11 protein-coding genes are annotated in these 12,301 nt (G+C 71.6%); 8 read left to right on the top strand and 3 right to left on the bottom strand.

Going from position 1 to position 12,301, the window contains the following annotated elements:
* Positions 1-423 precede the first annotated feature (423 nt).
* Positions 424-1,155: a DUF899 domain-containing protein gene (locus ACFTXQ_RS35545; RefSeq protein WP_382649510.1), complete on the bottom strand. Its 732-nt coding sequence runs from the start codon at positions 1,153-1,155 to the stop codon at positions 424-426.
* A gap of 104 nt (positions 1,156-1,259) precedes the next feature.
* Here ACFTXQ_RS35545 and ACFTXQ_RS35550 point away from each other — a divergent pair, with 104 nt between their 5' ends.
* The 3 genes from ACFTXQ_RS35550 (at position 1,260) to ilvD (ending at position 4,691) form a co-directional block, all read left to right on the top strand.
* Positions 1,260-2,087 carry a sugar phosphate isomerase/epimerase family protein gene (locus ACFTXQ_RS35550; protein WP_382649513.1) on the top strand — a complete coding sequence of 276 codons (828 nt, stop codon included), beginning with the start codon at positions 1,260-1,262 and terminating at the stop codon, positions 2,085-2,087.
* A complete protein-coding gene (locus ACFTXQ_RS35555; protein WP_382649516.1) occupies positions 2,084-2,707 on the top strand; it encodes a TetR family transcriptional regulator in 624 nt (207 codons plus the stop codon). The genes ACFTXQ_RS35550 and ACFTXQ_RS35555 overlap by 4 nt, the downstream gene beginning before the upstream one ends.
* Positions 2,708-2,840: 133 nt before the next feature.
* Positions 2,841-4,691, top strand: coding sequence for a dihydroxy-acid dehydratase (gene ilvD / locus ACFTXQ_RS35560; RefSeq protein ID WP_382649518.1), 1,851 nt, complete (start codon positions 2,841-2,843; stop codon positions 4,689-4,691).
* Positions 4,692-4,728: 37 nt separating this feature from the next.
* Here ilvD and ACFTXQ_RS35565 read toward each other — a convergent pair whose 3' ends face one another.
* Entirely contained in the window at positions 4,729-6,861 is a 2,133-nt protein-coding gene (locus tag ACFTXQ_RS35565; RefSeq protein WP_382649521.1) for a serine/threonine-protein kinase, read from the bottom strand.
* Positions 6,862-6,967: 106 nt separating this feature from the next.
* On the opposite strand from ACFTXQ_RS35565, the gene ACFTXQ_RS35570 reads away from it, so the two are divergent.
* The 5 genes from ACFTXQ_RS35570 (at position 6,968) to proC (ending at position 10,521) form a co-directional block, all read left to right on the top strand.
* Complete coding sequence (locus tag ACFTXQ_RS35570; RefSeq protein ID WP_382649524.1) at positions 6,968-7,270, top strand: peptidase; 303 nt, start codon at positions 6,968-6,970, stop codon at positions 7,268-7,270.
* 75 nt (positions 7,271-7,345) lie between these two features.
* Positions 7,346-7,879 carry a hypothetical protein gene (locus ACFTXQ_RS35575; protein ID WP_382649526.1) on the top strand — a complete coding sequence of 178 codons (534 nt, stop codon included), beginning with the start codon at positions 7,346-7,348 and terminating at the stop codon, positions 7,877-7,879.
* Between the two features lie 85 nt (positions 7,880-7,964).
* Entirely contained in the window at positions 7,965-8,828 is an 864-nt protein-coding gene (locus ACFTXQ_RS35580; protein WP_382649529.1) for an ABC transporter ATP-binding protein, read from the top strand.
* Positions 8,825-9,604: an ABC transporter permease gene (locus tag ACFTXQ_RS35585; RefSeq protein ID WP_382649530.1), complete on the top strand. Its 780-nt coding sequence runs from the start codon at positions 8,825-8,827 to the stop codon at positions 9,602-9,604. Before ACFTXQ_RS35580 ends, ACFTXQ_RS35585 begins: the two co-directional genes overlap by 4 nt.
* Before the next feature lie 107 nt (positions 9,605-9,711).
* On the top strand, positions 9,712-10,521 hold the full coding sequence (gene proC, locus ACFTXQ_RS35590) for a pyrroline-5-carboxylate reductase (protein ID WP_382649532.1): 810 nt from the start codon (positions 9,712-9,714) through the stop codon (positions 10,519-10,521).
* Positions 10,522-10,581: 60 nt separating this feature from the next.
* On the opposite strand, the gene trpS is transcribed toward proC, so the two are convergent.
* Complete coding sequence (trpS, locus tag ACFTXQ_RS35595; protein WP_382649534.1) at positions 10,582-11,580, bottom strand: tryptophan--tRNA ligase; 999 nt, start codon at positions 11,578-11,580, stop codon at positions 10,582-10,584.
* Positions 11,581-12,301: the final 721 nt, after the last annotated feature.

Here is a 12,301-nt window from a genome sequence, read left to right on the forward strand (position 1 = left end):
GTCGCGTCGCTTCGCGATGGCCTTCGGCCACCCTTGACAGACCGGCCCGCCCCGGAAAAACGAAGACTGCCGGGAAGCCCCCAAAGGAACGGGCCACGGGTCACACGCATCCACGGGCCTGTCAGGGAGGTGCGGGCCCGCTTTCCGAGTCCGGCCAATGCCCACCATCCAGGCTGGGCCGCGCCGGGGCCCGGGCACCAACGGCCCGCCCGTCAGGGCGCGCCGGCGTCAGACTCCGAGTCGGGGCGGCTCTACCCGCACCGGACAGCGGCGAGAGGCTCATCGGGAGATGCCATGCGCGTGCGATCGCTACGCGCTCCTCTCGGATTGGCGTCCGCGGCCCGTCCGGGGCTGGGCCGCGACCGATCGCTACGCGCTTCCCATGTCTCGGCGTCTGCGACCCGCCTGTGGCCGGTCGCGCGATCAGGGTCCGTACTCGTCGTGGCGGCGGAGCCAGTGGGTCTGTTCGTTTTCTTCGTGGCGGCCCAAGGGGGTGCGGTCCAGGAGGCCGTAGTAGGCCATGGCGGGTTCCAGGCCGCGGGCGGTGGTGACGTAGGTGCGGTAGACGGTGGTGTCCGACCGGGCGTAGGCGCTCAGGCCGGGGGCCTCGGTGACGTAGTCGAGGACGGTTGTGCCGCACGCCTTCGCCATTTGGGTGACGGTCGGGGGGATCTCGCCCTTGAGGAAAGGTTCCAGGTCTTCCGGGGTGTACAGGAAGCCGAGGTCGCGGTGGAAGTCGCTGTCGACGGGGGAGACCCAGTCGAAGGTCCAGCCCATCCGCTTCCGGTAGGCGAGCAGTTTGCCGAGCGGGGCCCGGGAGGAGCAGATGAGGGTCACGTCGCGGGCCTTGAGGTGGATCGCGTTGGCGTCGAGGGTGTCCGCGATCGAGGAGCAGACCGGGCAGCCGGCCTCGTACGGCGGGCCGAACATGAAGTGGTAGACGAGCAGCTGTGAACGGCCGGCGAAGAGGTCTGCCAGTGGCTTCGGGCCGTCTGGCGTTTCGAAGGTGTAGTCCTTTTCCACCCGTACCCAGGGAAGCTCGCGCCGTCGGCGGGCGAGCTCGTCGCTGCGGCGGGTGAGTTTCTTCTCCTCCACCAGCAGTTCCTGCCGGGCTGCCTCGAATTCCTCCTGCGTGCCGACCTCGTGTTCGGGCATCGCCTTTTCCCTCCTGTGCCCCGCCCTTACGTCCACCGTACGCGCGCAGCCGTGCCCTGGCCCCGCCGCAGCAGGGGGCGCGGGTGGGCCCGTACGCTGTCTGCGTGGCAGAACCAGTCCGCATCCCGACCGCGAAAGTCGCCCTCTCCACTGCCTCCGTGTATCCGGAGACGACGGCGACCGCCTTCGAGATCGCCGCGCGCCTCGGGTACGACGGGGTCGAGGTGATGGTCTGGACGGATCCGGTCAGCCAGGACGTCGATGCGCTGCGGCGGCTCTCGGACCAGCACCAGGTGCCGATCCTGGCCGTGCACGCGCCGTGTCTGCTGATCACCCAGCGGGTGTGGTCCACCGATCCCTGGACCAAGTTGCAGCGCGCCCAGGCGGCGGCGGAGCGGCTCGGGGCGAGCACCGTCGTCGTGCATCCGCCGTTCCGGTGGCAGCGGCAGTACTCGCGTGACTTCGTCAGCGGGATCTGGCGGATGGCGGACGAGACCGATGTGCGGTTCGCCGTCGAGAACATGTACCCGTGGCGGTACCGGGACCGGGAAATGCTCGCCTACGCGCCCGAGTGGGACGTGACCAAGGACGACTACCGGCACTTCACCGTCGACCTTTCGCACACCGCCACCGCCCGTACGGACGCCACCGCGATGATCGACCGGATGGGCGACCGGCTGGCGCACGTGCACCTCGCCGACGGAAACGGTTCCGCCAAGGACGAGCACCTGGTCCCGGGGCGGGGGACCCAGCCGTGCGCGGAGCTGCTGGAGCGGCTCGCGCGGAACTCCTTCGACGGGCACGTCGTCATCGAGGTCAACACGCGGCGGGCCATGTCCTCCGCCGAGCGGGAGGCCGATCTCGCCGAGGCGCTGGCCTTCACGCGGCTGCACCTCGCCACCGCCAGGCGGCACGGGGTGCGCCGACCGTGACCGAACCCGAGAAGCCGCGCCGCCGCCGCGGGCCCGGCCGGCCGCGCCAGGACGAGGCCGACGACGGGCCCGGCACCCAGGAGCGGATCCGGCTGGCCGCCCGCGAGGTGTTCGCCGAGCGCGGGTACGACAAGACGTCCGTGCGCGGCATCGCGAAGGTCGCCGGCGTGGACCCGGCCCTGGTCCACCACTACTTCGGCAGCAAGGAAGACCTCTTCGCCGCCGCCATCGAGCTGAGCATGGAGCCGGCCCTGGTGGTCCCGGCGATCCTCGGCGAGGGGCCCGAGGGGATCGGCGAGCGCCTCGCCCGCTATTTCCTGGGGATCTGGGAGAACTCGGTCACCAGGGCCCCGCTGCTCGCCGTGATCCGCTCCGCGCTCACGCACGAGGCCGCCGCGAAGGTCCTGCGCGGGCTGGTGCTGCGGCGGCTGCTGGAGCGGGTCGCCGCCGACCTCGACGTCCCCGACCCGACCTTCCGGGCCGAGCTCGCCGCCTCCCACATGGTCGGCATCGCGATCCTGCGCTACGTCGTCCAGGTCGAGCCCCTCGCTTCCGCCGACCCCGATGACATCGTGGCCCTCGTAGCCCCTACCCTTCAGCGATACCTGACCGAAGGCTGAGCCGCCCGTCCCGTCATACGGACCGACCGTCCGGATCCCGGGCGGTGGGCGTAGCCTCGTATCTGAGCTATATGCCATATCCGCAGTCGCGGCTGGTCCACGCATCAGCCGCACTCATGGGGAGTGAAACCGCATGCCCGAGCTGAGGTCCCGCACCGTCACCCACGGCCGCAACATGGCGGGCGCACGCGCCCTTATGCGTGCGTCGGGCGTAGCGAGCGAGGACATCGGGAAGCCGATCATCGCGGTCGCCAACTCCTTCACCGAGTTCGTTCCCGGCCACACCCACCTGGCCCCGGTCGGCCGCATCGTCTCCGACGCCATCCGCGCCGCGGGCGCCATCCCGCGCGAGTTCAACACCATCGCGGTCGACGACGGCATCGCCATGGGCCACGCCGGCATGCTCTACTCCCTGCCGTCCCGCGACCTGATCGCGGACAGCGTGGAGTACATGGTCGAGGCGCACTGCGCCGACGCCCTGATCTGCATCTCCAACTGCGACAAGATCACCCCCGGCATGCTGATGGCCGCCATGCGCCTCAACATCCCGGTCGTCTTCGTCTCCGGCGGCCCGATGGAGGCCGGCCAGGCCACCCTCGTCGACGGCACCGTCCGCAAGCTCGACCTGATCGACGCCATGGTCGACGCCTCCAACGAGAACGTCTCCGACGAGGACGTGCTCCGCATCGAGGAGAACGCCTGTCCGACCTGCGGGTCGTGTTCGGGCATGTTCACCGCGAACTCGATGAACTGCCTCGCCGAGGCCATCGGCCTGGCCCTCCCCGGCAACGGTTCCGTCCTCGCCACGCACACCGCCCGCCGCGCCCTGTACGAGGACGCCGGCCGCACGGTCGTGGAGATCACCAAGCGCTACTACGAGGGCGGCGACGAGTCCGTCCTGCCGCGCAACATCGCCACCCGCCAGGCCTTCGAGAACGCCATGGCCCTGGACATCGCCATGGGCGGCTCCACCAACACGATCCTGCACCTGCTGGCGGCGGCGCAGGAGGCGGGCCTGGACTACGACCTCAAGGACATCGACGAGGTCTCGCGCCGCGTCCCCTGCCTGGCCAAGGTCGCCCCGAACGTGGCCCCCGGCGGCACGTACTACATGGAGGACATCCACCGGGCCGGCGGCATCCCCGCCATCCTCGGCGAGCTGCACCGCGGCGGGCTGCTCAACAAGGACGTCACCACGGTCCACTCCACCAACCTGGAGGACTGGCTCGCGCAGTGGGACGTCCGCTCCGGCACCGCCTCCGAGGTGGCGCAGGAACTGTGGCACGCCGCCCCCGGCTGCAAGCGCTCCGCCACCGCCTTCTCCCAGTCCGAGCGCTGGGAGACCCTCGACCTCGACGCCGAGGGCGGCTGCATCCGCTCCGTGCAGCACGCGTACTCCAAGGACGGCGGCCTCGCCGTCCTGCGCGGCAACATCGCCGTCGACGGCTGCGTGGTCAAGACCGCCGGCGTCGACGAGTCGATCTGGACCTTCGAGGGCCCGGCGGTCGTCTGCGAGTCGCAGGACGAGGCCGTCGACAAGATCCTGCGCAAGGAGATCAAGCCGGGCGACGTCGTCGTCATCCGCTACGAGGGTCCGCGCGGCGGCCCCGGCATGCAGGAGATGCTCTACCCGACCTCCTTCCTCAAGGGCCGCGGCCTCGGCAAGGTCTGCGCCCTGGTGACGGACGGCCGGTTCTCCGGCGGCACGTCGGGCCTGTCCATCGGCCACGCCTCCCCGGAGGCGGCCTCGGGCGGCAACATCGCCGTCGTCGAGGACGGCGACCGGATCCGCATCGACATCCCGAACCGCTCGATCGAGCTGCTGGTCTCCGACGAGGAACTGGACGCCCGCCACGCGGCCCTCGGCGGCGTCTACGCCCCGAAGGACCGCGAGCGCCAGGTCTCGGCGGCCCTGCGCGCCTACGCCGCCATGGCCACCAGCGCCGACAAGGGCGCGGTCCGCGACGTCTCCCGCCTGGGCTGATCCGCCGCACGCACGACACCGAACCCCGCCGGGCGCTTCACCACCCGGCGGGGTTCGCCGCGTCCACCGCGAACACCGATCCGTCGGGCGCGGAGGCGTAGACGCGGCCGTCGGCGACCACGGGGGCGGGGAGGGCCGCCGTGACGACGCCGCCGCTGCCGCCCATCCGGGGCTTGGTCTGTCCCACGAGCCGTCCGGCCTTCGCGTCCACGGCGAGCAGTCGTCCGTCCGACGCGGTCAGGTAGAGCCGCCCGTCCGCGAGCACGGGGCGGGAGGAGAGGGCCGTGCCCGTCTCCAGCCGCCACACCTCCTTGGCCGCGACCGCCGCCAGCCCGCCCGAGGTTCCGACGACGTACACGGTCCCGTCAGGGCCCACCGCAGCCTGCGCATCGAACAGGGGGGTGGCCAGAGGGGCCCGGAGCACGGCGTGCGTGGCCAGGTCCACGCGGACGACGGCAGTGGTCCTGGCGTCCGCGTCCTTGTCCAGCAGGTACATCCCGCCCTGCGCCGCACCGACCGGCCGCAGCCGGCCCTCGGCCCGGACCTGCCAGCGCACCGCGCCGTTCTGCGGGTCCACGGCCGCGAGCTGTGTCGAGCCGGTGCCCGAACCGGAGGTCGCCATGTACAGCACGGGCGGTTCGGAGCCTGCCGGGTCGCACCACCACACGGACCCGGGCCCGCCGATCTGCTTCGTCCACCGTGGGGAGCCGTCGGACGGCTGAATCGCGGTGATGCTGCCGTTCGTCGCCACGATCAGGGTCTGCCCGCCGGTGGCGATCACCCGGGCGCCGACGGGCAGTGTCCGCTTCCAGCGCTCGGCGCCCGTACCGGGATCCAGGGCCTGAAGGACCCCGTTGCCCGGCGCCACCGCGAGTACGACCCCGCCCGCGTGCAGGAGGCTGCTGTCGTCGCCGCTCGGCGATTCCTGCACGGCGCTCGGTACGGACCACATCACCGCGCCGTTCGACGGGTCCAGCCGGGCTGCGGTCACCCCCGGCGCGGAGCAGTAGAGGGCCGCGGCCTGCCAGGCGCATGCCGGGTTGCCGGCCCCGGACGCGGGCCTGCCCAGCGTCACGGCCCACGGGGCGAAGGCCCTGGGCGCCGCCGGAGCTGTCGCCGTCGCCTTCCGCGCAGGGGGTTCGTCCGCCACCCCGAACTGGAGATATCCGCCGACCACACCGCCCGCCAGCAACAGCCCGGCCCCCGCTGCGGAGGCGAGCCGCACCCTCCGCCGGCGTACGAGGCCCCCTGCCGCTGCGGGTTCGGCGGGGAGCCGGTCCCGCCGGTGCGTGACCTCCTCGTCCGGGACCGGGCGCCGCGGATGCGGGATGAAGGCCTGGGTGTCCTCGGCAGTGCGGCCCGTCGCGGCCCGGACCGTGGCGATCAGCTCGTCGGCGCTCGGCCGCTCCGCGGGGTCCTTCGCCAGGCACCGGGCCACGATCGGCACGAGCCGTGCGGGCAGCCCCGTCAGATCGGGCTCGGCGTGCACGACCTGGTACGCGACGAGGTAGTGGCTGTCGGAGTCGAACGGCCCGCGCCCGGTCGCCGCGTGCACCAGCACCGCACCGAGCGCGAACACGTCCGCGGCCGTCCCCACGTCCCGGGGCCGCTGGAACTGCTCCGGCGCCATGAACGGCGGTGTCCCGATCAGCTTCCCCGTCTCGGTCCGCAGATCGCTGTCGGCCGGGCGCGAGATCCCGAAGTCGATGACCCGCACCCCGTCGGGAGCCATCAGCACATTGCTGGGCTTCAGGTCCCGGTGCACGACCCCGGCCCGGTGGATGTCCCGCAGGGCCTCCGCCAGCCCGGCCGCGAGCCGGGTCAGTTCGACGGGGTCCAGCACCCGTTCCCGTACGCGCTCGGCGAGCGTCGGGGCGTCGATGAACAGGGTGGCCATCCACGGCCGCTCGGCATCCGGATCGGCATCAACGACGGGCGCGGTGAACGCCCCGCTCACCCGCCGGGCGGCCGCGACCTCCTGCCGGAACCGCGCCCGGAACTCGGGATCCACCGCGTGCTGGGCGTGCACGACCTTGACGGCGAGTTTCAGCCCGGAACTGGAGGTGGCCAGGTGGACGACGCCCATGCCGCCGGAGCCGAGTACGGATTCGAGCCGGTACTGCCCGGCGTACTCCGGAAACCCGGCGTAGTCCGCGCACAGTGACTGCACCGCTCACCACCCCCGCCGGAGCCTAGCCGATGCCCCGTGCGAACATCCAAGGGCTTGCTACCCTGCGCGCGTTGCGCAGTGCAACACCCAAGGGGGGAGATTTCACATGTCCGTTGAGAACGATTCAAGCCAAGTCGAGAGCCTTGCCGCCACTTCCGGCTACCAGAGGTTTCCGGTCGCGCCCGGTTACAGCCTCAACGTCCGCAGTGGTCCGGGAACCGGTTACTCCATCGTCGACGTGCTGCCGGTCGGCGCGACCGTAGCGGTCCGGTGCCAGTGCCCCGGTACGACCGTCAGCGGCCCGTACGGCACGACGAACCTCTGGGACTGCATCGGCAACGGAGAGTTCGTGTCCGACGCCTACGTGAAGACGGGCAGCGACGGCTACGTCGCCCCGCGCTGCGGCTGAGGGCCCCCGGGCCCCGACCCGTCTGCCACGTGAGACGCACCCGGCCCGACCGGCCCGGCGAGGGATAATCCTGCTGTGAGCGACGACGACCAGCGAGACCAGAGCCCCGCCGAGCCGGCCGCGCAGGCCAAGGCCCCCACCGGCCCCGAGCCCGAGCCCATCCGGTTCTTCGGCACCACGTGGGTGGAGCACGACGGCGGCTACGCCCTGCGCCGCGCCGGCGCGGCCGTCGGCTCGCTCCTCGCCGCCGTCATCGCCGCCTTCCTCCTGCGCTTCGCCTACGAAGGCCTGGAGATCGGCGACGTCGGCCCCTTCCTCAGCATCTCCGTCGTCATCCTCTTCGCGATCGCCAGCTCCATCGCCTTCGCCAAGACCTGGGAGTCCTTCCGCCGCCGCCCGGCCCCCTCCTCCGACGAGGCGGCCCTCAAGGGCCTCAAGGCGATCGGTTTCATCGGCTCCCTCATCGCGTACTTCCTGCGATGCCTCACCGAGGCCCCCGGCGAGCAGCTCCGCCGCACCGAGTACGAGCGCGCCTCGGCCGAATTCGCCCGCCGCCGCAGCGCCCGTACCGGCAACCCGGCCGCCCGCCGCCCCAAGCGCAAGAAGTAACCCGCACTCGCACTCGCACTGGCACTCGGACTCGCACCCTCCGGCCGATTGACGCCCTGGCACCGCCAGGAGCATTATTCATCACATGATGAATAATCCCGAGCGGCGCAGCTCAGGCGGAACCGCCGCCGTCCACGCCCACGCCCTGACCGTCCGCCGCGGCCCCGGCCGCCAGCCCCGCACCGTCATCGACGGCATCGCCTTCGACGTCCCCCGCGGCCGCATCACCGGCCTCCTCGGCCCCTCCGGCTGCGGAAAATCCACCCTCATGCGCGCCATCGCCGGCACCCAGGCCCACGTCACCGGCACCCTCGACGTCCTCGGCCGCCCCGCGGGCCACCCCGAGCTGCGCTCCCGCATCGGCTACGTCACCCAGGCACCCTCCGTCTACGACGACCTCACCGTCCGCCAGAACCTCGACTACTTCGCGGCGGTCCTCGACCCCGGCCGCGCGGCCGCCGACCGCCGCGCCTCCACCGTCACCCGCGCCCTCACCGACGTCGACCTCACCACCCACGCCGACGCCCTCGCCGGCAACCTCTCCGGCGGCCAGCGCAGCCGCGTCTCCCTCGCCGTCGCCCTCCTCGGCACCCCCGACCTGCTCGTCCTCGACGAACCCACCGTCGGCCTCGACCCCGTCCTGCGCCGCGACCTGTGGAACCTCTTCCACGAGCTCACCGCCACCCGCGGCACCACGCTCCTCGTCTCCTCCCACGTCATGGACGAGGCCGAGCGCTGCCACGACCTGCTCCTCATGCGCGAGGGCCGCATCCTCGCCCAGGACACCCCCGAGGCCCTGCGCACCCGAACCCGCTCCGCCACCGTCGAGGAGGGCTTCCTCCGCCTCGTCGACGAAGCGACGGCCCTCGCCGCAGGCCGGGCCACAGGCCAGGAGCCGACCCGTACCCCCGCCGCAGGCCGGGCCACCGACCAGGAGACGACCCGATGACCGCCACCGACACCGCCGCCGCCCGGACCCCCGCCGCCTTCAGCGGCGCCCGCACCACCGCCACCGCCGCCCGCGTCCTGCGCCAGCTCCGCCACGACCCGCGCTCCATCGCGCTGATGCTCCTGGTCCCCGTCCTGATGCTGACCCTGCTCCGCTTCGTCTTCGACGGCAGCCCCCGCACCTTCGACGGCATCGGCGCGTCCCTCCTCGGGATCTTCCCCCTCATCACGATGTTCCTCGTGACCTCCATCGCGACCCTGCGCGAACGCACCTCCGGCACCCTCGAACGCCTCCTCGCCATGCCGCTCGGCAAGGGCGACCTCATCGCCGGCTACGCCCTCGCCTTCGGCGCCGTCGCCGTCGTCCAGTCCCTCCTCGCCACCGGCCTCGCCCTGTGGCTCCTCGGCCTCGACGTCGTCGGATCCCCCTGGCTGCTCCTCCTCGTAGCCCTCCTCGACGCCCTCCTCGGTACCGCCCTCGGCCTCTTCGTCTCCGCCTTCGCCGCCTCCGAGTTCCAGGCCGTCCAGTTCATGCCGGCGGTGATCTTCCCCCAGCTGCTCCTCTGCGGACTCTTCGCGCCCCGCAGCACCATGCAGCCCGTCCTCGAAGGCATCTCCGACGTCCTGCCCATGTCCTACGCCGTCGACGGCATGACCCAGGTCCTCACCCACACCGACATGACCGCCGACTTCGTCCGCGACGCCCTCGTCGTCGCCGCCTGCGCCCTGCTGGTCCTCGCCCTCGGCGCCGCAACCCTCCGCCGCCGCACCCCGTGAACCGGGGCCGGGCCTGACCACCCACCGGACACCGGCCCCCCACACCCGCCCCCGGTGCGAGGATGATCCCGTACGTCCCCACATTCCTTCGGCGAGGTGAATCGGGCATGACCCAGACAGTCGCAGTCCTCGGTACCGGCAAGATCGGCGAGGCCCTGCTCAGCGGGATGATCCGCGGCGGCTGGCCCGCCTCGAAGCTCCTCGTCACCGCCCGCCGCACCGAACGCGCAGAGGAACTCCGTACCCGCTACGGCGTCGAGGCCGTCTCCAACGCCGAGGCCGCCAAGCGCGCCGACACCCTCATCCTCACCGTCAAGCCGCAGGACATGGGCAAGCTCCTCGACGAGCTCGCGCCCCACGTCCCCGCCGACCGCCTGGTCATCAGCGGCGCCGCCGGCATCCCCACCTCCTTCTTCGAGGAGCGGCTCGCCCCCGGCACCCCCGTCGTCCGCGTCATGACGAACACCCCCGCCCTCGTCGACGAGGCCATGTCCGTCATCTCCGCCGGCAGCCACGCCACCGCAGAGCACCTCGCCCACACCGAGGAGATCTTCGGCGGCGTCGGCAAGACCCTGCGCGTCCCCGAGTCCCAGCAGGACGCCGCCACCGCCCTCTCCGGCTCCGGGCCCGCCTACTTCTACTTCCTCGTCGAGGCCATGACCGACGCCGGCATCCTCCTCGGCCTGCCCCGCGCCCAGGCCCACGACCTCATCGTCCAGGCCGCCATCGGCGCCGCCGTGATGCTCCGCGACAGCGGCGAGCACCCGGTCAAGCTCCGCGAGGCCGTCACCTCTCCGGCCGGTACGACCATCAACGCGATCGTCGAGCTGGAACGGCACGGCGTGCGCGCCGCCCTGATCGCCGCCCTCGAAGCGGCCCGCGACCGCAGCCGCGAACTCGCCTCCGGCAACAGCTGAGCGAGCGGTACGGGGATACGGGCCCCCGCGCGAGCGGAGCAGCCCGTACCCCCGTGCTCTTCAAGGCCTCAGCAGCCCGATGGCCTCGTACGCCCGGTCCACCACGGGCCGCGCCAGCTCCCGGGCCCGCCCGGCCCCCTCCCGCAGCACCTTCTCCACCTCCGCCGGATCGGCGGCCAGCTCGGCATGCCGCTCCTGCAGCGGCCGCAGCAGCTCGACCACGGCGTCGGCGACGTCCCGCTTGAGCGCGCCGTACCCGCCGTACCCCTCGGCGAGCGCGGCCGGGTCGCCCCCGGTGCACGCCGCGAGGATGTCCAGCAGGTTCGCGACGCCGGGCCGCGTCTCCCGGTCGTAGACCACCCCGCCCTCGCCGCTGTCGGTGACGGCCCGCATCACCTTCTTCCGCACGGCCTCGGGCTCGTCGAGGAGATAGACGATCCCCGCCCCGCTCCCGTGCGACTTGCCCATCTTCGACGTCGGGTCCTGCAGGTCCATGACCCGCGCCGCGACCGCCGGAAGGGTCGCCTTCGGCACCGTGAAGGTGTGCCCGTAGCGCTGGTTGAACCGCACGGCGAGATCCCGGGTCAGCTCGACGTGCTGCCGCTGGTCCTCACCGACCGGCACCTCGTCGGCGCCGTAGGCCAGGATGTCCGCGGCCATCAGCACGGGATAGGTGAGCAGCGACAGCCGCACGCCCTCCCCGGAGGCCTGCGCCTTCGCCGCCTTCTCCTTGTACTGGATCATCCGCCGCAGCTCGCCGTCGGTGGCCGTGCACTCCAGCAGGTACGACAGCCGCGTGTGTTCATCCACGTGGCTCTGCACGAACAGCGTGCACCGCTGCGGATCCAGCCCGGCGGCGAGGAACAGCGTCGCCACCTGCCGACTGAGCCTCCGCAGGCGAGCCGGCTCGTGCTCGACGGTCAGCGCGTGCAGATCGACGACGCAGAACAGCGCGTCGTCCGGCTGCTGGTCGGCGGCGACCCACTGCCGCAGGGCCCCCAGGTAGTTCCCCAGAGTCAGGTGCCCGGTCGGCTTGATCCCGCTGAAGATCCTCGTCATGTCCTGCTCTCCCTTGTGTGCGTGGTGTCGAGGCCGCCGCGCCGGGCGACCGAGCCACTCCCGGGAGGGGAGAAACAAGAACGGCCGCCGTAGCGGCGGCCGTGAGCGCATGCGTGCTCGCGTAGAAGGTCGGCCGCCGTCAGGCGGCCCACCAGCGAAGGCTGAGCGTGAGCACGTGCGTGGTCATGCGGACCAGGTTAGCCCTACGAGTGACGCCTGTCCTGGAGTTGACACGGATGGACGAGGTCCGTAAGGTTCTTCGAGTTGTCCGAAGTGAGACGCCGACCCCGGTCGGTCCCCGGACAGCCATCCCGCACCACACATTCGAACGTACGGCGTATTGCGCCGGCACGTTTTCATGCGTATTTGCGAATGGGGAATCCGCGTCCACAGGACGCAGCCGCCGATTAGGTTCGGGGGCGAGGAATCCGCTACTGTCTCACTCGCCGCAAGGGCCCAACAGCCCGAAAGGCGAAGCCCGCTGACTGGGAGTCAGGCCCGAAAGGATCTGATAGAGTCGGAATCGCCGGAAAGGGAAAACGCGAAAGCGAAGAACCTGGAAAGCAAGCGCGAAAGACTCTGATAGAGTCTGAAACGCAAGAACGAAAGCCCGGAGGAAAGCCCGAGAGGGTGAGTACGAAGGAAGCGTCCGTTCCTTGAGAACTCAACAGCGTGCCAAAAATCAACGCCAGAAGTTGATACCCCGTCCACTTCGGTGGAT

Source organism: Streptomyces sp. NPDC057010, assembly GCF_042673805.1.
GTDB lineage: Bacteria > Actinomycetota > Actinomycetes > Streptomycetales > Streptomycetaceae > Streptomyces.

What these genes read in the sequence shown, in the direction of transcription:
- ACFTXQ_RS35570 (WP_382649524.1), top strand. Translation starts at nt 6,968, where the DNA reads ATGTCCGTTGAGAACGATTCAAGCCAAGTCGAGAGCCTTGCCGCCACT.
- ACFTXQ_RS35580 (WP_382649529.1), top strand. Translation starts at nt 7,965, where the DNA reads ATGATGAATAATCCCGAGCGGCGCAGCTCAGGCGGAACCGCCGCCGTC.
- proC (WP_382649532.1), top strand. Translation starts at nt 9,712, where the DNA reads ATGACCCAGACAGTCGCAGTCCTCGGTACCGGCAAGATCGGCGAGGCC.
- ilvD (WP_382649518.1), top strand. Translation starts at nt 2,841, where the DNA reads ATGCCCGAGCTGAGGTCCCGCACCGTCACCCACGGCCGCAACATGGCG.
- ACFTXQ_RS35545 (WP_382649510.1), bottom strand. Translation starts at nt 1,155, where the DNA reads ATGCCCGAACACGAGGTCGGCACGCAGGAGGAATTCGAGGCAGCCCGG.
- trpS (WP_382649534.1), bottom strand. Translation starts at nt 11,580, where the DNA reads ATGACGAGGATCTTCAGCGGGATCAAGCCGACCGGGCACCTGACTCTG.
- ACFTXQ_RS35585 (WP_382649530.1), top strand. Translation starts at nt 8,825, where the DNA reads ATGACCGCCACCGACACCGCCGCCGCCCGGACCCCCGCCGCCTTCAGC.